Origin of the sequence: Nibrella saemangeumensis, assembly GCF_039541915.1 — a bacterium.
Taxonomy (GTDB): domain Bacteria; phylum Bacteroidota; class Bacteroidia; order Cytophagales; family Spirosomataceae; genus Nibrella; species Nibrella saemangeumensis.
In genome coordinates this window covers 39,033-60,101 of the sequence record NZ_BAABHD010000076.1, presented here as the reverse complement: position 1 = coordinate 60,101, position 21,069 = coordinate 39,033, and the positions used below count along the sequence as shown (strand labels likewise).

General features: G+C 57.4%; 13 protein-coding genes. All 13 read left to right on the top strand.

Going from position 1 to position 21,069, the window contains the following annotated elements; translation table 11 throughout:
* Positions 1 to 4 precede the first annotated feature (4 nt).
* The 13 genes from ABD949_RS21730 to ABD949_RS21670 all read left to right on the top strand — a co-directional run bounded on the left by ABD949_RS21730 (position 5) and on the right by ABD949_RS21670 (position 21,035).
* Positions 5 to 5,722 carry a tape measure protein gene (locus tag ABD949_RS21730; RefSeq protein WP_345246980.1) on the top strand — a complete coding sequence of 1,906 codons (5,718 nt, stop codon included), beginning with the start codon at positions 5 to 7 and terminating at the stop codon, positions 5,720 to 5,722.
* A complete protein-coding gene (locus ABD949_RS21725; RefSeq protein WP_345246978.1) occupies positions 5,722 to 7,557 on the top strand; it encodes a hypothetical protein in 1,836 nt (611 codons plus the stop codon). Before ABD949_RS21730 ends, ABD949_RS21725 begins: the two co-directional genes overlap by 1 nt.
* Positions 7,558 to 10,443, top strand: coding sequence for an Ig domain-containing protein (locus ABD949_RS21720; RefSeq protein ID WP_345246976.1), 2,886 nt, complete (start codon positions 7,558 to 7,560; stop codon positions 10,441 to 10,443).
* A 15-nt stretch (positions 10,444 to 10,458) separates the two neighbouring features.
* Positions 10,459 to 13,269: a hypothetical protein gene (locus tag ABD949_RS21715; RefSeq protein ID WP_345246974.1), complete on the top strand. Its 2,811-nt coding sequence runs from the start codon at positions 10,459 to 10,461 to the stop codon at positions 13,267 to 13,269.
* Positions 13,269 to 13,838 (top strand): hypothetical protein, encoded by a 570-nt coding sequence (locus ABD949_RS21710; RefSeq protein WP_345246972.1) that lies wholly within the window; start codon positions 13,269 to 13,271, stop codon positions 13,836 to 13,838. The genes ABD949_RS21715 and ABD949_RS21710 overlap by 1 nt, the downstream gene beginning before the upstream one ends.
* Before the next feature lies 1 nt (position 13,839).
* The gene (locus ABD949_RS21705; protein ID WP_345246970.1) at positions 13,840 to 14,235 is read left to right on the top strand and encodes a DUF1353 domain-containing protein; all 396 of its coding nucleotides are present in this window, start codon (positions 13,840 to 13,842) and stop codon (positions 14,233 to 14,235) included.
* Positions 14,232 to 14,519, top strand: coding sequence for a hypothetical protein (locus ABD949_RS21700; RefSeq protein WP_345246968.1), 288 nt, complete (start codon positions 14,232 to 14,234; stop codon positions 14,517 to 14,519). The genes ABD949_RS21705 and ABD949_RS21700 overlap by 4 nt, the downstream gene beginning before the upstream one ends.
* Entirely contained in the window at positions 14,510 to 15,454 is a 945-nt protein-coding gene (locus tag ABD949_RS21695) for a hypothetical protein (protein ID WP_345246966.1), read from the top strand. The genes ABD949_RS21700 and ABD949_RS21695 overlap by 10 nt, the downstream gene beginning before the upstream one ends.
* A gap of 65 nt (positions 15,455 to 15,519) precedes the next feature.
* Positions 15,520 to 16,476, top strand: a complete 957-nt coding sequence (locus ABD949_RS21690) for an immunoglobulin domain-containing protein (protein WP_345246964.1) — start codon at positions 15,520 to 15,522, stop codon at positions 16,474 to 16,476.
* Between the two features lie 58 nt (positions 16,477 to 16,534).
* Positions 16,535 to 18,547, top strand: a complete 2,013-nt coding sequence (locus tag ABD949_RS21685; protein ID WP_345246962.1) for a hypothetical protein — start codon at positions 16,535 to 16,537, stop codon at positions 18,545 to 18,547.
* Positions 18,548 to 18,590: 43 nt separating this feature from the next.
* Positions 18,591 to 18,881 carry a hypothetical protein gene (locus tag ABD949_RS21680; RefSeq protein WP_345246960.1) on the top strand — a complete coding sequence of 97 codons (291 nt, stop codon included), beginning with the start codon at positions 18,591 to 18,593 and terminating at the stop codon, positions 18,879 to 18,881.
* A gap of 66 nt (positions 18,882 to 18,947) precedes the next feature.
* Positions 18,948 to 19,823 carry a KH domain-containing protein gene (locus ABD949_RS21675; RefSeq protein ID WP_345246958.1) on the top strand — a complete coding sequence of 292 codons (876 nt, stop codon included), beginning with the start codon at positions 18,948 to 18,950 and terminating at the stop codon, positions 19,821 to 19,823.
* Between the two features lie 33 nt (positions 19,824 to 19,856).
* Positions 19,857 to 21,035: a hypothetical protein gene (locus tag ABD949_RS21670; protein ID WP_345246956.1), complete on the top strand. Its 1,179-nt coding sequence runs from the start codon at positions 19,857 to 19,859 to the stop codon at positions 21,033 to 21,035.
* The last annotated feature ends 34 nt before the right edge of the window (positions 21,036 to 21,069 follow it).

Here is a 21,069-nt window from a genome sequence, read left to right as displayed (position 1 = left end):
CGCTGTGTCTACTGAAGCAAAAAACATTCGCTTTCGCTTTGAGGTCGATTCAGAATTAAAACAGGTCAGCAGCGAACTGGATGTCATCATCCAGAAGACGCAGCAGCTAACCCAAACAACTGCCGGGAGTGGGGCGCAGACCAAAGCCCTGCTCCAGCAGCAGCTCCAGCAAGTCCAGCAACTTCAGGGGGCCGTTCAGCAGGCCACCCAGCAACAGGCCGTCGCTGTACAGCAGTCACTGGCCCAGGTCACCACGGCCCAGCAGGCCGAACTGCAAAAACAGGTCAACGCCCACAAGGCCGCGTTAGACATTCAGGTAATCAACGCGCAGGCTGCGGCCAAAGAAAAAGAGGCACTGGCCGCTAAGCAGGTTGCTGCCTTCAAAGCGGCCGAGCAGCAGCAGACTGATGCCGCCCGCGCCGAAGAAGCCCGGCGGCTGGATGCCGTCCGCACGGCCAATTCGATGAAGCTGGCCGATTACAAGGCCCAGACTGACGCTACCATTCAGGAGAAGCGCAAACAGACGGCGGCAGAAATCGAGGAGGAAAAGCGTAAGACGGCCGAAGCGACCGCTCAGGGCCGTATCCGCGTAGAGCAGGCCCGCAGCCTGGCCAATCAGGAAACCGAAGCGGCCCGGCAGGCGAGCATGGCCTACCGGCAGGCTATTGAACTGGATACGGATTTTCACCGGGCGCAGAACCGCGCCCGCGTATCTCAGTTTGAGGAAGCCCGTAAGCAGGAAACCATCGCTTTCCGTGGAGAAATCCAGCGGCAGAACATGGAACTGAAAGCGGCCTTGCAGGAACAGCTTATCGAACTGCGGAATCAGGGCCAGTTCTGGCGGGACATCAGATCGCTGATTGCTGCCGCCTTCGGTGTGTACGAAGTCTACGAGTTCACCAAAGCCGTTATTGATGCCAAATCGAAGGTAGATTCCTTCCGTATGGGGCTGACGCAGATGCTGGGCAGTAAGCAGGAAGCCGACCAGCTTACCCGTGAGCTATTGGACATGGCCAAGCGAACGCCTTTTGAGGTGGAACAGCTTATGCAGGTAACGTTCATGCTCAAAGGGATGGGCGTGGCTACCCGCGAACTGCTGCCGACGCTAGAGCAGCTTGGCAACATGGCCGCTGTAGTGGGTCAGGACAGACTGCCCCTGATTGCCAAAGCCTACACCGACGTTATGAATAAAGGCAAGCTGATGAAGCAGGAGATCAATCAGTTTGCCGAAAACGGCGTGCCGCTCTATGATCTGCTGGCCGAGTCGATGGGCAAAACCCGGCAGGAAGTGGTGAAGATGGCCGAAGACCATACCATCAGCTTTGAAATGGTCAAAAAAGCCATCAGGGACGCATCCGACGTAGGAGGTCGCTATTACAACATGATGGCGATTCAGGCGCAGACGCTGGGCGGTCAGATGTCCAACCTAAAAGACGCCTTCTTTGTAGCAAAAGCGGTGGTCGGTGACTATTTCGAGAACGGGCTGGGCAAAGGCGTTAAGACCATCCGTGAGTTTACCGAGCTGACGATAGGCTCCGAAGCGGCCGTCAAACGAACCGTCAACGTGATTACGGCCGGGGTAAGTGCCTGGGCTGCCTACCGCATTGCGATGGAGCTGGTAGCCGCTCAGAAGCTCATCAATGAAGGCCGTACCAAACAGCTTACGACGGCGCAGACCCTGCTGACGCTCAATACCGAGGCCATGTCGCTGGCCATGAACGGGGCTACCGGCTCGCTCCGCGCTATGTGGGCGGCACTGGCGGCAAATCCGCTGGGAGCCATCCTGACGGCCGTATCGCTGGGTATTTCGCTGTGGCAGTCCTACGCGGCCGTGACTACCGAAGTTACCTCTGCCGTAGGAGCGCAGGAGGTCGAGCTTCAGCGCGAAAAGAACTCGCTCATAGCACTGGTCGAACTGGCCATGTCCAAGAAAGAAGGCGATCAGCAGCGCATTCAGCTTATCTCGCAACTGATGGCGAAGTATCCAGAATTCTTCGCCGGTATGGATGCCGAAAAGGTCAAAAATGCCGAGCTGATTAAGATGCTGGAGAAGGTTAACGACGTGTTCCGCGACCGTATCCGGCTGGCCCGCGAAGCCTACGCCGAGGAAAAGCTGGGTGAGCGCGAAAAGGCGCTGATGGAACGGGAACGGCAGTTTTTCGAGAAGATCAAGGATGTGCTTCCCGCTGATTTTATGGCCAAATACGGGCCGGACTCGCAGAAGCTCATCGAGCTGATTAACCAGACACCGGGCATGGTGGCCAAAATCAACTCGTCCGCATTTACGTGGTTTGGCAGCGGCACCATGATCGAACAGCTTACGGCTATTCGGCAGGGCTTCGACACCATCGAGAAAGAGCGGAAGGAGCATAAACAGCGGATGCTCAACATCGAGGAGTCGGAAACCAACGCCCGCATCGAGGCCGAAGTGACCCGGCACAATCAGGTAATTGCCCAAATCCGGCAGGGTAACGCCAAAACCGAAGCTGAACGAAAGGCGCAGGCTATCCTCATTGAGCAGGAGAATAAACTGCACCATAACAACCTGCTGGCGATCACTAAACAGACTGAGGAGGAGAAAACAACCATCATCAAAAAAGAAGGCAAAAAGCGGCAGGAAGCCAACTTTCTGAACGCCCAGCAGATCGAGGTTATCCTGAAGGAAGCCAATCAGAACACGCTGAAGGAAACCAAATCCTATCTGGATGCCCGCGAAGCCGAGGAAATCAAATTCTTCAACGCCCGGAAGAATAAGATGGTGAAGGATGCCGAGGAAGCCCGTAAAGTGACGGCCGAGATTCACCAGTTTTACGACGTGCTGAGAGCTGAAGCTGCCGCCAAAGATCAGCGGGAGTTTCAGGGTAAGATAAAAGCGGACATCGACAGCCTGACAGAGTTCTTCGGTCAGCGCTCAAAAGAGCTGGTGATCGGTATTGAGGCCATGCTGGGCAAGGAGCGCGAACGCTACGTGTATTCGATTGCCGAAGCGAAAAAATACCAGAAGGAGGTAGCCAGAATCCAGCAGGAGATTAACGAAGTCACCGAGCAGAACGAAAAAGCGGCTATTGCCGCCCGTAAGAAGTCCCTGCAGGAAGTCTTTAGCTTCATCGGTGAACAGGGCGGTGTGCTGGGCGAGCTGGCTAAGCAGGCCAGATACGTCGTTACCAATCTGGAACTGCTCAGCGGCACATCGGCCAAAGCCGCCCAGGACAACTACGACCGGGCTAAAGCCGCGCTGCTGTGGGCGCAGACCGTCTATAACGAAGCCGACCAGCAGGGTAAGGTCAGAATCAAGCAGGCCGAACTGGATCTGGAAAAGGCGGCCGGGAAACGGGATGAAGCCGTGCGGGCCGCTAAAGAAGCCGAGAAAGGCATGGTGATGATGGCGCTGGAGCTGGGGCGGATGCTGGCAAAAGGCATTGCGGACGGTATTGCCGACGGCTGGCAGTCGATGGCCGAGTCGCTTCGCAAGACCCGCGATGTTGTCGTGGACTTCTACGAGGAGATCATGGCGCTGTCGAAGTCGGCCATGCAGGCGGAGCTGACCAACAGCCAAAACGAATATGAGGCCAAACTACGCTACGCCCGTTCGACGGTTACGGATGCCAAAGCGCTGGCCGCTGAGGAGCAGCGCATCATGGCGGACAGCTACACCGAGCGGGAGCGCATCATCCGGCAGTACTATGAGCAGCAGAACAAACTAGCTACAGACCGCAGCAGCTACGACGCCCAACTGTCGTACATCAGTGACGTGGCAGCGGCCCATGCCAATTACACCAGTAATATCGGCAGTGCCATTCAGAGCCTGCTGAAACTGGATGTCGTCGGCTGGATCGAGGGTATGGCAACGGCTCACAAAAAGAAGGCCGCTGACATGGAGATTGCTACGCTCAACCGCACAAAGCGCGAACTGGAAGCCGAAAAGTGGCGGGTCGAGCAGGGTATTGAACTGGAACGCGAACTTCTCGAAAATAAACTGGAAGCCCTTGACCAGGCGCTGAAGGCGTACCGCGATGCCAAACAGGCCGAAATGGATGAGGCCCGCCGGGCGGCTGATGCGGAGAAAAAAGAAGTGGAGCGGGCGCGGGATGCCGCCGTCGATGCCGCCGAGAAAAAGCTGGCTGCGTTCAAGGAATCCGCCCAGCGGGAGTACGAAGCCGTCAGGAAAAGCTACGACGACCAGATCAGTGCGCTGCGGGATCGGCAGAAGGCCGAAGAACAGGCGCTGAAGGAAATGTACGACTACCGGCGCAGCCTGCTGGAACAGTCCAAAAAAGACGAGATCGAAGCGGCCGGTATTCTTGACCGGGTGCGCAACGAGGCACTGGAACGCTACCGGGCTGCGGAAGTGGCCCGGCTGGAAGCTACCCGTGAGCGTATTCTGGCCACGCTGACCGACGAAGCCGAAAAGCGGCAGGTCGAGGAAGCTTACGCCCGCCAGATCGAGCAGGTACATAAGGACGTTGAGGATGCCAAGCTGGATAAGACCAAAGGCAACAGTCTGGCCGCTACGCAGATTCGGGCCGAAGAAAAAGAGCAGGCGGAACGGCTGAAAAAAGAAGAAGCTGCTACGCTGAAAGCACTGGCCGATAACTACCAGCAGCTTTTCAGGCAGCAGGCCGAAGAACGCGACGCTGTACTGGCCGAAATGAAGGAGCGGGCAAGCAAACGGGAGGCTGAGCTGAAAGACGAGATAGTAGCCATCCGGGATGAAGCCAAAAGTAAAATTCAGGCTATTGAAACCAGACTGGAGGCTGAACTGGAGCGGCTGCGGAATGAGATCACCCGTAAGGAAGCCGAAGCAACCGAGGAGCGTAAGCGGCTCCAGCGGGAATATACCGCTGCCTTCAATGCCGCTCAGCAGCAGATGTTCGAGATTACCAAACAGATCAAAATTGCCGAGCTACGCGCTGAGATCGCCCAGCTAAAGTCCAAGCGCTGGCTGCTCAATGCCGGGAAGATCAACGCGGCCATTTCCGAGATCGAAGGCATTATCCGGATGATTGAAGGCTCCAGCCTGGGGAATCCCCCGGCCAGCGGTGGCGCAGACGTAGGTAGCGGGCCGATTCAGCCCGACCCACTCTATCAGGAGGTAATCACGCAGCCCCGAACGCCGACGGATTCCACCGGCAGGCCGATTGCGCCGGTCGATATGCGCAACGGTCAGCCCATCAGTCAGGCGTATTCGGCGCAGGGCCATCCGGTCGTGATTACCTACAATGCGTCGGGTAAGCGGATTGTCGTCTACGACCAGTTCGGCAACAGCTTTGAGGTGGCTTACGCGGACGGTTATAATACCGTGACCGGAGAGCGATTCTTTAAAGGTACGGAGTATGTCGAGCGGGGCAGTTATCCGAATGGTGTAGATACGATTCCGGCATGGCTCAACGAAGGGGAGCGGGTGATTACCACCGAGGATAACAAAAAGCTGGGCGGTATGTCGAACGAAGAACTGGTTCGGCGGGCGCTGGCCTTCGATGATCTGCGGCTAAGCTGGCAGGACATCGGCGGGCTTTCGCTGCCCGACGTGGCCAGCCTGCCACCCGCTCCGCAGGAGGTGCTGATCGACCTGTCGGAATTGAAACAGGAGTTGCAACAGCTTCGGGAGGATTTTATGCGTAAGTCGCTTGTTAGTATTAATATTGATGAAAAAGGGTTTCTTTTGCAGGAGCGTTCGGCACACGCGACGATTGAACACTATACCAGTCTTTTTTCGCGATAATGATTCGGGTACTGTTGGACGGTCAGGTGGTGGATGCTCCGATGGGCATTGACCGCCTGACATTGAAAAAGGTTCGGCACCCGCTATACTGGGGACTACTCTACCGGCGTATCGGCTATGCGCAGGGCATGGGAGAAGTGCAGTTCACCGACCCGGCAGCGGTGCGACTGCTGCACGACCGTTTTGAGCGCTACGGCGTTCAGGCGGAAACCTCCTACCGGATGGTGACCGATTCGGGCCGGGTGCTGTACGATGCCTATGTCGATTACAGCACCTACCGCTACCGGGCGGGCAGCGTCAGCGTCAACTTCCGCGATGAGCCGGTAAAGACTGGGCTGGAAACGCGCCTGACGGCCAGTTACGCCATTACGCCGACCGGTAGTATCCGGCTAACCGGCCAGCCCATCAGCGGCACGGCTCAGTTTGTGATCGGCCGCTCTGAGGTCAACCTGTCGGCGCAAAGCTGGCAACCATTTGCCCATGCCTTTCCGCTCCAGCGCAAAAGTGACCGCCAGCAGGCGGTTCCGGGAATGCTTCAGAATGTGCTGAATCCTTTCGCCGGAGACAGCGCCATCTACCGCAACGATACGGGCCAGTCCGTGCGGCTGCGTATCACCGGTTTTATCCGGTGCAGCGTCCGGGCCAGCCACAACATTACGGCGGGGATGGGCTACACGCTGACGCTTCAGAACGGCTACCAGACGAGTCAGGCGCTGACCACCCATTCCATCACTACCAGCTACAGTGAGGTGTCGGCCGCGCTGGATGCGACCGTCGATGTACCGGCCGGGGCGTCGCTGACGGTAGGCTGGGTCGGTACGGAACAGGTCACCAGCCTGAGCGTACTCTACCAGCCTCAGACCGAACTGGCGCTATCCGAACCGCTGACCTATCCGGCAAGCGATTGTCCGGCCATGCCGGTCTATGATCTGTTTGCCGCGCTGCTGAGCCGGTTAGCCCCGCCGGGCGGCCCCGCGGAAATGTCTTTCAGGAGCGACTATTTCACCAAAGGGAGGGGAAAGACCCTGTACATCACCAATGCGGCCTGTCTGCGTGGCGTTTTGCGGCCGCTCACGGCTTCGTTCAATAGCCTGTTCACCGGCCTTAATGGTATGCTGAACCTGGGTCTGTCGCTTGAAGGGAATACGCTTCGGCTGGAACCGAAAGCTGACCTGCTGGCCGATGGGCGCATTACCATGCTCGATGAAATTACCGAAGTCGAATACAGCGTCAACACCGACTGGCTGGCCTCGCAGGTAAAGACCGGCTTTAAAACGTGGCGCGGGGAGTCGCTGCTGTCAGCTACCGAAACGGCCGGAAACGCTACGTTCAGCACCGGCATTACCACGCTGCGCAATGAACTGGATTTGCAGTCGGAGCTGATCGCGTCGGGTACGCTCATCGAGGAGAACCGGCTGAAGCAGTTCGACCCCAAAACGGCCGGGGAACAGAAAGCAGATGCTGCCGACGATGCCCTGTTTGTCATCGACACCAGAGACGGCTACGCTCCGGCTTTCATCGGTGGGCGCTACAACGAGAAGCTGACCCCGGCATCGGGCCTTGCCGCCTGGGCAAACCTGCTGACCGGCTGCGGAGAACTGAAGCTGGAAACTTACGAAGGTGCAGCCCCGACGATCCCCCGCTTAGGTGCTGATCCTCTGATTGGGAAGTACAAGGCGCTGGTTCGCGCTCCGATGCCAATGGAGCGCTACGAGCCGCTGAGTGACTGGATTGTATTTCGGGACGGTGACCGGCTGGTTAGGGGGCTGCTGCTGGAAGCCGAATGGTGGCAAGGTGCTTCCGGAGACATTGCCAAACTCTTAATTGCTTGCTAAATGTTCGACCACTTCATTCGATTCTTTACGCTTTCCGACCAGGGAAAAGCCTATCCGGACAACCGGCTGCTGCCGGATGAAGATTATCCCACGCTGCCGGTGGTGGCCGGTGACCGGCTTAGGTTTCTGGTGCCTGCCGCTGATCTGCCCCGCTGCCCGGTGGAATACCTGAGCGTCCGGCTGAAAAACCTGCGGACTCAGGCCACTACCTCCTGCGGGCAGCTCAGGCTCCAGGATGGTGAGCTATGCACCCGCATCCGACTGCGTATTAACCGGCCACCTCGCCCCGGCCAGTGGCGGCAGTTTGCCCTGCAAGGGCAGACACCCGACCGGAACGGCATTATGCAGCCTATCAGCATCCTGCGTACCTTTACCGGCCAGCAACCCGCCATCGAGGAGTACATTGAAGCTATCCGGCAGCATTTTCAGGATTATCCCTACACGCCGGTATCGGTAGACCGCTTCGGTAACGAACTGCTGATCCGGGTATACCACAGCCGTTACTTCCGCCTGGGCAATCAGCCATTGCAGATTGCGCTGGGCGAAAACCGGCTGCTCAACACCAACCAGCCCCGGTTGACGGCATCGCTGGCCGGTACGCAGCAGCGCCCTGCTCAGGACAGCTACGAGGTACTGATTGGTTCCGACATTGAAGCCGGAAACCTGTTCACGCTGGCGGGCAGCAGCTATACGGCCAAAGCCGGTGACGCCCCGGCCGACGTACTGAGCGGTCTGGCCCGCTCCGGCGCTCCCTTGCAGGGTAGACGGCTATTTGTGGCTGAAAACAGCACCGTTTTTGCGAAAGCAGAAGGTGGCACTGCTACACTGGTAAACCGCAACAGCCCAACGCTGGAGCTGCTATACAGCCACAGCGAGAACGGTAATGATCTCTACACGGTGGTAGTGGGCGCGGACGTACAGCCGGGTAATATCTTTCAGATAACCGTACCGGGTCAGCCGACAAAAACCAGAATTGCGCAGGCAGGCGACACGGCCGGGGCGATAGCCGCCTTCTTCTTCAACTACGGCGACCGGCTGGCGGCACCTTCCGGAACCTTGCCTGCCAAAGCGGTTCAGGCCGGTGTACGCACCATTGCCAACACCAACCAGCCGCAACTGCTTTTGCTGAACAAACAGCGCCATCCGGCTACGACGGTATCGACCTACAACGTCTTTGTGGGTACCAGCATCCGGAAAGGCAACGTGTTCGTCGTGGGTGACCGGCGCGTAGTAGCCGAAGATACCGATACCGTCCTGACCATTGCCGAGAAGCTGGGCTATAGTGGCTACCCGTTTCAGGTCGAATTGCCGGGCGGGGTACTCATCGAGGCTATAGGACTTCCGGAAGGTATCATCTTTAACAGCCAGACCATGCAGCTTAGCGGCCGGGCCGTTAAAGCCGGTACGTATCCGGTGGTCTTTAAAGCGGTCAACGGCCAGGGCAACACGCAGCAGGCGGTACTGACGCTGACGGTTAATGAACTGCCGGGTTCACCTCTCCGTGCCCTGACGCCGAACTGGAATCCGCAGACCGGCCGGTTCGTTTCGCGCTATGGCGGTGGTGACGGTACACCGGTACGCTTCTCCATGCCGGGCTACGCCTACTTTCAGGATTCACCGGAATTCATTGTGCCGGTGTCGGCGCGGCAGCAAACCCAGTTTTACGTCGGCTATATTCAGTCCGGCGTCGGCTATCATAACATTCTGGTCGATGTGGACCCGGTAGGGGGTAACAATCCGGTCGAGCCGGGCACTACCGAAGTGCCGGCCGGGGCCGTCAGCCTGGGCAATGCCGCTACGACGGCGCTGCAATCCTTCAGCTACACGCTGGACACAACCATTTTTGGTAATCTGGCCGGTGAGGCTCTGACGGTGTATGCCGCCAAAGGCTACGCCTACGGCACGGACAATATTGCCGATGTGGAACTGCTGGACGGTGCCGTGTGGCTGATAGACTTACCCCGCGTCTGTGACGTATGGGTGCCACAGCTACCAACCGGCTGCTACCGGCTGGAAATCTATAATACCAAAACCGATGCGGTTCATGCCGTCAGCAATCCGCTGGAGTTGCTGGCCAATGCCGACGATACCTCAGTAATCCGTTACGGCGACAACCACCCCGGCAGCGGACGCCAGCGCTTCGGCCATTACTATGCCGAGCCCGGCCTGATGCAGCAACTACGCCTGCCGGTGGCGCTGTCCTACCCTATGCAGCGGCAGAAAGAAGTCGTTTATACCACATTTGAAGGCACGACAGCCCGCAGTTCGGCGCAGTCCGAGCTGGAGTACACGCTGGTGACGGAAGCACAGCCGGGCGTGTTTCACCGCGCTCTGTACGCGGCTCTGAAGCATCCAGCGCTGTACATTGATGGGGAGCCGTTCTACTGCGAAGGAGAGCTGAAGGAGCTGCCTATTAACGGCCAGTACCGGCTCATGCAGAGTAGGGCCACGCTGCTGCTACAGAACAGCCTGCGGCACGACCGCGACCGGCTGGCCATGCCGGTGAGTCATACACTGTCTTTCCGGGCGGCTACCATTGAGCAGATCACCGGAGCGGACGGCCTGCTGATCGCCCTGCGCAAAGACGGCAGTTTGCTGCCGGTTAGAGCCGGACAGCTTATCCAGCCCGGCGCGTATGATCTGCTGGTACGTTGTGAAGGGGAAGACCTGTATCTGACGGTGTACCGGAATAACCGCAGCACAGGCCGTAGCTGGCTCCGGCGCAGACGGCTCAACCGGTCAGCGCAGCCCTTCGACGTGCGACCCGGCGACCGCCTTGTACTGGTGCTGAAACCGGCCGACAACCTCAGCGCGACGATCAGCCAGTTCCAGCCCGGCACCGAGGAGAGCCCCTACAGTGACGGATTTTTATTTCAACCTGAGTAGTATTAATATTACTGTATGTTTCTCTTAGAAAAGTTTTACGAAAAGGTAGACAGGAAAATACCGGATAATCGGGTAGGCATGGTGGAGCCTTCCGATTTGCGGGCGGTTATCAAAGACCTGGGCTTTCAGCTTTTCTCTGACCTCAAATCGGCAACGGCGGGCTGGTCGCCGGTCTTTGCCGTAGTGCCGGACGGTGAGCGTCGGGTGATGAAGCTGGTAGACTGGACAGGTTCGCTTGGCACCAAGCCGTTAACGGGTCTGTACGTTGGAGAAACCGGTCTGGTAGAAGACATGGCCCAGGCAGTCGATGTGCGGGGGGTAGCTGGTCTGGATGGCATGGACGGTTCGGACGGATTGCCGGGTACGCCCGGCGCACCGGGGCCGAAAGGCTGGTCACCCATTCTGGCAGCGGTAGCTGACGGTACGCGCCGGGTGATGCAGGTGGTGGATTGGGTCGGTGGTGAAGGCGCAAAGCCTGCTACCGGTCAGTTCTTAACTCCTACCGGCCTGACGACGGTGCTGGCCAATGCACTCGATATGCGCGGTGCGCCGGGAGCAGACGGCGTGAACGGTACGCCGGGAGCTTTATGGTTCAATGGCTCCGGTGTTCCGGCCACGGCTACCGGCAGCAACGGTGATTACTTCCTGAACACGGCTAGCGGTGATGTGTACCGCAAGCAGTCCGGCGCGTGGTCGCTTCAGGGCAATATCCGAGGCCCGCAGGGTACTTCCGGCACTCCCGGTACGAATGGCACCAACGGGGCAACGTGGTTCAATTCAACCGGAGTGCCATCGGCCGCTACCGGCGCAGATGGTGACTACCACCTGAATACATCTACTGGTGATGTTTCGCGTAAAGCGGCCGGTGCGTGGAGCGTGATCGGTAATATCCGTGGGCCGCAGGGAACTCCCGGCACCAATGGTACAAATGGCGCTACGTGGTTCAGCGGCTCCGGTGTTCCGGCCAGCGCTACGGGTGTGAACGGCGACCATTACCTGAATACGGTGAACGGCGATGTGTACCGCAGGCAGTCCGGCGCGTGGAGCGTGGTCGGCAACATCAGGGGGGCTGATGGGGTGGCCGGTGCTGCCTGGTACAACGGTACGGGCGCACCCTCAAACGTTACCGGTGTGAACGGTGACTACTATCTGGATACGGTGAGCGGTGATGTGTACCGCAAAACGGCCGGTACGTGGGGCATCGTCGGCAACATCAAGGGGCCGGGTGGTGGCGGTGGTGGCGCTACCGAGCCGGTTACACAGTCGATTGGTGCGTCCGGTGCCTCCACGCCAACGTTTACCGGGACGCTGACGCTGATCGGATTTGTAACAGTCACGCCCGGCAGCATTACCGACCGCGTGAAGTTGTCGGGCTGGCTGCGACCGCGTAAAGACGGTGGTACGACGGTGCGCCAGTACTGGATTCAGTGTAAGCGCAACCTGACCGGCGCAGCTCCGGCCAGCAGTGACCCTAACATCGGCCAGAGCGATTCAGGCGGCTTTTCGCTGGGAACGGCTAACTCCGATATGAGCGTTGCTCCGTTCGATATTACCGACGCACCGGGCGTAGCCACGCCGGTCACCTATTCGCTGTGGGCCAGATCGGACGGTTCCACGCTGACGGCCCGCAACTACGAGATCAATGCCCAAGTCCTTACGGGCAGTAGTGGTGGCGGCAGTAGTAGCGGCCCCGCGTCGGTGTCTGTGGCCTCGGCCAGCTTCACGCTGGCGGCAAGCGACGGCGGCAAGATCATTCCGGTTACGGCCTCCATTCCCACAGTGATAACTGTACCGGCTAACGCATCGGTCAGCATTCCGGCAGGAACAACGGTGCATCTGATTCAGGAAAGCACCGGTTTTGTGGTGGTCAATCCGGCCAGCGGGGTGACCCTGCGCAGCCGCAACGATTACCGGCGAACAGCCTGCCGGGGCGACCGGCTGACGCTGACCAAAATCGACACCAACGTATGGGATCTGTCGGGTGATCTGGCTGCTCCGCTGGATGGCTTTTCGCTGAATATGGCCTATGCGTTCTCCATGCGTCGGCTCTTTAGCGGCTACAGCCATAAGGTGCTGCATATCCGGCGCAACGGTGACAATCAGGAAACGGGCGTATTCTTTGATTCGATGGGCCGGATTTCGCGCTTTTCGCCCACGGAGAGCGACCGGCTGACGCTGGCTGAATGGGCGGGCTGGTCGGATGTCTTTGTTAAGGAGTTCTACAATCAGGCCCGCTGGAGCCATTATTTCGGACAGTACGACTGGAACATGCAGCCGAAAATGGTCTTTGATGCCAGCGGGCGGGCTATGCTGCGCTTTGATGGACAGGATGCCATGGGGATGGGCGGTGGCGCTGACTTCCGCTTTCTGCACGACGGTACAGGCTGTTTCCTGCGACTGAAGTACAGTAACGCACAGACTACCCTGAACGGAGCCGCAGTGCGGGTGCTGCTTTCGACTACCGAAGGCGGCTACAGCGGGGAAACCGGCTTTGCTATTCGCCTGAACGCCGACAACCAGCGCAGTATTTCTATTGTACGCGGTTCGAGTGGCAATCTGCTGGCCTACCGGGATGCTCCGGCTACCAGCGGCTACGAGATCGCAGAGTTCCGCCATAAGTTCGACCAGAACCCGCAGGCGGTGCTGAACCTCAACGGCAGCATCTACAGCGGAGCTTATTCGAGCGCTCCCCCGTCATCAGGGGATTCACCCTTCGGTATGTTCCTGGGCGGGCCGTACTGGTTTCAGGCCAGCGCCTTCGACTTTGACGAGCTGATAATCTTCCGTGAAATGCTTAGTGATAACCAAGTAATAGCGACGCTGTAATGAATGATTTAGACATGCCTCCGCATCCGGATTTACCGGTTGATGTAAAACGCAGAATGTTGCTGTCGCAGCACAGCCGTACCATCGACTACGCAACCCGAACGGTCGTCTTGGTGGTGCCGGTACTGCACTACAAAGTTGTTGAAACTACCGAAACCCGGCTGGTGCCAGTCCTGGGAGAACCACAGCCTGCCCCACAGGAACCGATAATTGTGGTCAACGAAGACGGCAGCACGACGGAGTATCCCCGCGCTCAGCCGGATACGGTAACCTACGAACAGCAGCAGGTAGTCACCCGGCGTGAGGAGCCGTTTGCCCTCATCGGCAAAGGTGGCAACGGCATCCGGCGGTTCCGGCTCATGGCCGACGACCGGCGAACGGTAGACATTCGCACCGGTCTGTATGCGACCTATACCGGCGAAAATAACGAGTACATCAAACCGGAGTTCACCTATCTGGATGATTTGCTGAAGCAGGGGATTACCGAGGCCGGACTGGTCGAAGCCATCATGCTGCGCAATATCGAACGAAAGAATTTTGACGGAAACACTTACGAAATTTTGGACTAATATGCCTGTACCTCTTTTAGAAGCCTCTGTCCGAAAGGTCTATAACCTCAAATACAGTTGGTGGCAACTGGAACAGTATGCCACGTTGCAAGTGGCGGGCCGGGAGTTCATCATCCCGGCCGGTTACCGCTCCGATTTTGCGTCGGCTCCGCGCTGGAGTTGGTGGCTGGTACCTCCGCACGGGCGGAGTGCGCTGCCGAGCGTAGGGCATGATTTCCTCTGTGACTACGCGCTGGTGCCGCGCCAGCTTGCCGACCAGTGGTTCTATGCCGCCTTGCAGGAAGCCGGTGTTCGCCGGTGGCAGGCATGGCTCATGTTTGCCTATGTGCGCTTACTTGGATGGGCCAGATACGGCCAGTTGGCTACGCAGTACAAAAACACTCCGAACGGATTATGAGTAAAAGAACAACAAGAAAGCAGGCTAACGGTGCCGTAGCCGCGCTGGTGGAGGCCATTGCCCGGTATAAAGAACCCATGCTGAAGCTTGAATCAATCAACACCGAAAGCGGGGTGATCGTCTACCAGACCGACGCACCCGACGGGCAGGTGTTGCAGGTGACGCTGAATGGAACCGGCTGGCCGTCGCGACGCCTGACCGGCAAAGTAGAAAAAGGACAGGTGTGGATACGGGCCGGTCGCCCATTTGGTCAAACCTATAGCCTGACAGCAACATGGCGTTAACACTGGCTCAGATCGTATCAACGCCCTACGAAGGCGCAACATCGGTAAAAGTACAGTGCGCGGTAGCCGATGGCACCCCCATTTTTCTCTACCGGGGTGAACTGCTGCTGGGCAGTGGCGTGATTGCTTCGCAGGAATGCACTATCGCTGTTGCCGGACTCTACGAGCGGGACGTTATTCAGGCCAGCGTCAGCCAGAAAGGCAATCTGGCCGGAACGCCCGTTATCGTGCAGAAACTACCCGTACAGGTGACCGGATGGGCTACACCGACCGAACTGGAGGTGTGGGACGCAGACGGCAACCGGCTGACGATGCCCGCCGACCAGTTCGAGGAGTTGTACGGTTTCCGGCCTGCCGCCTACTACGACGCCGAAGGAGTAGGCGCGGTCGTGCTGCCGGAATACAGTCCGCTGCCGCAGCAAACCATTCAGTTCGGGGTGAACATCATCCATCAGCCAGGGCAGACTATCCTTGAAGTGGTGGACGTGCTGTTCGCCAATGGCGCACCGCTCATAGCCTTCAACAACGGGCCGTTCTCCAACCTCAATACGCTGACCGTCACCGAAAGCACTACAGTACAGGTATCCGTCAGGGGTGAGGATGATACGCAGGCGGTGGCCCGGTTGCTGACGGTCGATGTGCTGGCGGCTCCCAGCGCCGGGCCGGTCACCAACGGCAATCCGGCGATTATGTGGCCTTCTTATTGGCTGGAAGGTAGTTCGGAGGTGTGGCCGCTGGCTCATAGCTGGCAACCGCTGGAATGTAACATTGATGGCTTTGATGAGACGTGGCGAGCGCCGTTCTTTCGCATCCACACCCGGCAAAACTTCGTATACCCAGGTGTGGGGCCGGGGCTGTACACGATTCAGTTCCGCGTCGCGGGCGATACCAACCCCGACAACTGGACAAAGGTGCTGTTCAACAAAACATGGTAGTAGAATTTTTTTCTTGAGTGAGTTAGTATTATTATTACTTTAGAAAATAAAACCACATCTATTGAATGAACACGGTAAAGAACTTTCTGCTGGATGAACTGGAAGATGCGGTGGTAATAAAGCGGGAGTTGGAGGATGGCAAGCAAAACCCGATCTCCAACTACATCGCCTGTGTGATGGTCGAGCGCGACCTGATTACACTGGGCGAGAGCTTCACCCCGTCGGGCGGTGGTCAGCCGGTGCTGGTGGACGCTTCCAACATTGTCGATCTGCTGGTGGGCCTGACCTTTGAGGGTAAGGCGTATTTCTTCGGAAACGGTACGGTCAACGGCTCAAAAGCCCGGCCGGAGGAAATGATGGAATCGCAGGCGTATGGTTCCTACACCGAGCCGCGCCCAACTGGTCACGTTAAAGAGTTGATTGAGTTTACCTACAAGAACTCATTCCTGAACACGCCTTTCCTGAACGCTTTGCGTCGGCGTACCAAGAAATTCGACGTGTTTGTGTTTACCGACACGACCGTTCAGCAAATCCGCTACCGCAGAAACCAGCCGATTTTTAAAGGCATCGGGTCCGCGCTGACCGGCAACGCGCTGGAAGAAGTGACGGGCGGCTTCCAGATTTCCTACAATGACGAAAAAGGCGAGCTGGAGCCATGGGTCGGCATCAACGAGGATGATCTGGACGCCGAGCGGATTGCCTACACCTTTGGTGCTTACGGAGCGCCTACCGGTCTGACGGCCGTAGCAGGTGCCGAAGGCCGGTACACGATGGTAACAGGCACAGGCGGACACTTCACCCGCACTGTGGAGCAGGCGGCTGGCTCTCCGGTATACAGCATTTTTAAAGACGGCAACAAGGCCATTCCCAACGCGGAGCCGGTGACGGTGGACAGCAATACCGGTAAGGTAACTGTAGGAAATACGTTGCCGGTGGGTCGCTACACGTACACGGTGGTAGCTGAGAATGCTACCGGTGTGCGTGGTAAGTACACGTTCACCATTCACGTCAATCCGGCCTAATGACTTCAATTAAGAGCGTTGTCCGTTAGCTGCGGGCAGCGCTCTTTGTGTGGACACTATGCTGAGCTTTGAACTTGACATTCTGCCGTACCTGAAGGTGGGGGCCAACGGAGGCCAGCCATCGGGGCCACTGCTGCACGAATACTATAAATGTGCGGTTGACCACGCGGCCGAGATCGAGGAGGTCTTTTCGACCAAGTACCCCAAATTTCTGGATGTCAACCGGCCCAAAGAGCAGAAGCAGTACAAGGATTATCGCCGGGAAATATTCGTCAATCCGTTTGTGGGATTCATCAACCGGGTTACGTCGGTATTCGGCTATATCCGGCAGGCGGATGATTTTGACGTGAAGTTTCCCAGCTCCGAGCTGCCCGACGAGGACAAGCTGGAAACCTACTGCGGCAAAGGCTTTTCGGAAGACGGCTCGGTGATGGACTGGTTCTTTGCCAACGCCATACCGGGTTACGTGCGCGACCCGAACGCGGTGCTGCTGACACTGCCGGACGCGCCAAGCTATGATGAGAACGAGTACGTGAAGCCCCGGCTGCATCTGATTCCGGCCGGAAATGTCTGGCTGTTTCAGAAGGGCAAAAAGGCCGTGCTGCTCTCTACGGAAAAGAGCTGGATTCAGGTAGGGCAGGAAATGAAGCAGGAAGGGTCAATCATTTTCTTCATTGACCACGAAAGCTATTGCATTGCCCGGCAGACCTCCGATACTCCGGCAGGCACCGTTTTACCCGGCAGAGATCCAACGGCGGGCTGGCAGATACTGGGTCTGGCGTATGAGCCGTTTGATACGGTTGACGCGGACGGCAATCCGGTTACGGAGCTGGCGCAGGTGTTCCGCCCACCGCTCCACTACTGCAACGGGTTACCCGCTCGTAAGCTGGGCTTGAAGCGCCGGGCGCGAAACGCCAAAAAAGAGGAGTGGTACGAGTCGCTGCTATCGGACGCCATTCCGTTCATTAAGCTGGCGTTGCAAGACCAGAACGACATTCAGGTGGAAAAGAACTTCCATGTGAGTTCGCAGGAGTGGCGCAGGTCTACCAACAAGTGCAAGCAGAAGGGCTGCGTCGGTGGCGTGGTCTACAAGCAGGCGACGATTGAAGGCGTGGAGGTTATCACCGACACCGAAGAATGTCCCGTCTGCAAAGGCACCGGCTTCGACGTGTCCGGCTCCGGCGTGGGCATTATCTGGGTAACTGGTCAGGAGAACATGGGCTTTATGAACGGTGACACCGGCAAGATTCCGCCCGGTGCGCCTGGCGGGTTCATTCCGCGTAACATTGAATCGCTTCAGGAACTCTGCAAGCAGTTCAAGGAAAACACCAACGAAGCCTATGCGACCATCAACATGCAGTTTATTCGTCAGACCCCGCTGGAGGTGTCCGGTACGAGTAAGCGGTATGACCGGGAGGAGCTGTACCGGGAACTCAACACGCAGGCGGCTCATGTGCTGAGTCTGCTGCGGTTTGCCTACGAGTGCATAGACGCCCAGCGCTACGGAGCCAGCGGCCGTGACGGGGTGATGGTGCCGGACGTGATGGTGCCGGTTCGCTTCAATCTGGAGAATGCTGAGCTGACCAGGGAGGAGCTGAACAATGCCAAAGAGCGGGGTTACGACCCGACACTGGTGGAAGTCTTCGAGACAAAGATGCTGATGTACACGGTCGGGGAAAAGACGCCGGAGTTTCTGCGCTACAAGCTCCGCAAGCTGCTTGACCCCTACAAGGATATGACCGACGAGACAAAGGCATTCTATATGTCGATGCTGTTCCGTGACCCGCAGAGTTCGCAGCAGAAGAAGGCGCTGGAACGTTTCTGGCTCAGTATTCACTTTGACGGTCTGGTGAGTGATGCGCTGATTGACGACGAAGGTTTTTTTGAGCTGCCGTTGAAGCAGCAGCGGGAAGAACTCTACCGCCGGGTGCGGGAACTGATGGGGCCGTACACAACTGGCATGGCCGTCAGTGGTGCAGGTCAGCAGGGTTTTCCGCAACTGGAGACAATGACCATGCGGCCCGCCGTCGATGCCCAAAATATTGACCAGATAGAGCAGGAAACGAAATAATTTTTATTTTCGCTTTGTAACTATTAATACTAACTAAAATAATATGGCAGGTAAAAAGTACGCTGAACTGGCCGATACGGATGAGATTGTCGTAGAGGTCGCTGGCCGCTCGGTTTCGGTGGGCGGCAAACAGAAAAAGATTGAGAATGATCGTCAGCTTGTCGTCAGCAAGGCTTGGTACGAAGATTTGGAGCGCGACAAGGACGGCGACCCGTTGCAGTTTCCCCAGGGTATCAAGCTGCTGGGGATACCTAAATACAAGGAGGTAAACGACGCTATGGGCCGACGCCGGGAATATACCGTTGAGCCGTTTGCCGAGGCTAAGAAGGCATGAGTTTAATCTTATAAATGGTTTGTCAATATTAATATTATTTATGGGGGTTTCGGCCCCGCCCCACGCATGAAACGGAGATCAGTTCTCGAACGAATCTTAAAGAAAGTCACTGAGCATCTTTCGGATGCTGAACTCACTGAACTGCTGAATGATCTCGATGGCGAAGTCGATGACGAAAAGGCTGAAAAGATCATTGCTGCGCTGATGACTGCCGACGAGGCTGCGGGCAACGACGCGGTTTTCAGCAAGATCAAGGGCAGAGCCAAAGCGGAAGCGCTGGACGGCGTAGACAAAATCCTGAAGAACTACGAGGGTAAGCTGACGCCGGAAGCCAAAGCGGAATACGCGAAGCTGGGTGCTGACTCTTACAAGAAGTACAATTTTCTGCTGAAGCACTTCGATGAGCTGGGCACCAAAAAAGGTGACGCCAACTACGAAGACCTGAAGGCAGAGTTCGATGCGCTGAAAAGCAAAATCGAAACCGACTATGTAGCCAAATCCGAGTACGAGACGGTAAAGGGGCAGGTAACGGCCAGACAGCAGGACGCTACCAATACCCGGCTGCTGATTGCGGCCATCAAGTCCGGCAAGCTCAAAGATGTGTCCGGCGACCGGCACTTTGAGCGCAACTTTCTGGCCGACGCACAGGAAGTGCTGGAGGGTGGTCTGAAAGACGGCAGCAAAACCATCAAGGTCGTTATCGACCACGAAACCGGCAAGCTGATGCGGGCCGACTCGCCGGAGCAACCGGCGCTGATCGGTGGCCGGGCGGCAACGCTGGTTGATCTGGCTGAGCAGACCATCACGCGCTTCGATTGGGCTAAGAAGTCGAACACCTCCTCATCCGAAGAAATCCAGATTCCCAAAGGGGATGCCCAGGCTAAGGGCAGCAATGCCGCTTTGCGGGCTATGCTGGAAATGGAAGCAAAGGAGGATAAATGATTGTCACACGATTAACCTGTTGTATAACGCCGTATGGCAGCAAATGATGTGAATTTAGGGCTTGCCCGAATCATGCGGGCGGCCATTATGCACACCGCTGAAAACGGTATGCGTTTTGAAGAAATCGGTACGCTTCAGGCTATGAGTTCTCCGCAGCTTCTGGGCTTGAAGAAGGCCATGAGCGCCGAAGTGGCCGACGGTGAGAAACGGCTGTCGATAGAGAAGGGGCCGGGCGGTGTCGATGATATTATCCCGGTTATCCGGCTCAACTACAAGCAGCAGTACGTTCCGGCTGAGACGCGCAACACCCGGCAGGTGGTAGACGGCGGGGAGGAAATGAAAGACCCGGTAGAACTGGACGTGCGTTACAACAACCACCGCGAGTACGACCATAAGTTCTACACGCTGGATTTGATTAAGCTGGAAGGGGAAGCGCGTCGGTATCTGGCCAGGAACATGAACGGCTTCACGCAGGACGTGGGCCAGCTTGGCGGGCTGATTGAAGTCGGCTCCGAGATTCTTTCGACCATTGAGCAGGGTCTGTTGGTGCCGATCAACACGTCCGTACTGTCGGCACTAATTGCGGGCATCGGCGGGAACCTGATGTACGGTAAGACTGCCCCGGCTAACCTGGCGCTGCCTAACATTCCACTTTTCAATACGGATGGAACAGCCCGCAAAGACTTCTGGCAGTGGATCAACCTGCTCAAACGTATTCATAAGATCAAGGGCAAGCTGATCGTCGTGGGTGGCAAGCTGCTGGTGAAGTTTATGGAAGATCAGAAGGTCGCTTCCATGAACGACATCATCCTGAATCAGCAGGCCATGTACAACACGCTGGCGGTGGAATGGTACTACGACCCGCAGATCGACATCACATATGGGCCGGGCAAGATCATTCTCATGGATGCTGGTGCGGCCTGTATGCAGACGATTCTGGAACACGAGTATATCGTCAAACAGAAGAAGGTGGCCAACACCTCGTTCAGTTCGGCAGCGGTGCAGATCGCGCAGTACGACAGCGGCAGCTTTGCCATGCGTTTCGACATCCGCGCCCGCGAGTACGACACGGGCAAGTACCCCTACTTCACGGTCACGCCGTCGGCTCATTGGGGTACGTTCGTGCGGCCTGCGGGCTACCATAAACTATATGGCGGCTGGGATACGGTCACTGGCATTTATGGGGCGCAGCTCGTTGAGACGCTGGAATAATGAGTTTAAGGGGCTGGTCAGTGGTGACCGGCCC

What these genes read in the sequence shown, in the direction of transcription:
- ABD949_RS21725 (WP_345246978.1), top strand. Translation starts at nt 5,722, where the DNA reads ATGATTCGGGTACTGTTGGACGGTCAGGTGGTGGATGCTCCGATGGGC.
- ABD949_RS21720 (WP_345246976.1), top strand. Translation starts at nt 7,558, where the DNA reads ATGTTCGACCACTTCATTCGATTCTTTACGCTTTCCGACCAGGGAAAA.
- ABD949_RS21715 (WP_345246974.1), top strand. Translation starts at nt 10,459, where the DNA reads ATGTTTCTCTTAGAAAAGTTTTACGAAAAGGTAGACAGGAAAATACCG.
- ABD949_RS21710 (WP_345246972.1), top strand. Translation starts at nt 13,269, where the DNA reads ATGAATGATTTAGACATGCCTCCGCATCCGGATTTACCGGTTGATGTA.
- ABD949_RS21705 (WP_345246970.1), top strand. Translation starts at nt 13,840, where the DNA reads ATGCCTGTACCTCTTTTAGAAGCCTCTGTCCGAAAGGTCTATAACCTC.
- ABD949_RS21700 (WP_345246968.1), top strand. Translation starts at nt 14,232, where the DNA reads ATGAGTAAAAGAACAACAAGAAAGCAGGCTAACGGTGCCGTAGCCGCG.
- ABD949_RS21695 (WP_345246966.1), top strand. Translation starts at nt 14,510, where the DNA reads ATGGCGTTAACACTGGCTCAGATCGTATCAACGCCCTACGAAGGCGCA.
- ABD949_RS21690 (WP_345246964.1), top strand. Translation starts at nt 15,520, where the DNA reads ATGAACACGGTAAAGAACTTTCTGCTGGATGAACTGGAAGATGCGGTG.
- ABD949_RS21685 (WP_345246962.1), top strand. Translation starts at nt 16,535, where the DNA reads ATGCTGAGCTTTGAACTTGACATTCTGCCGTACCTGAAGGTGGGGGCC.
- ABD949_RS21680 (WP_345246960.1), top strand. Translation starts at nt 18,591, where the DNA reads ATGGCAGGTAAAAAGTACGCTGAACTGGCCGATACGGATGAGATTGTC.
- ABD949_RS21675 (WP_345246958.1), top strand. Translation starts at nt 18,948, where the DNA reads ATGAAACGGAGATCAGTTCTCGAACGAATCTTAAAGAAAGTCACTGAG.
- ABD949_RS21670 (WP_345246956.1), top strand. Translation starts at nt 19,857, where the DNA reads ATGGCAGCAAATGATGTGAATTTAGGGCTTGCCCGAATCATGCGGGCG.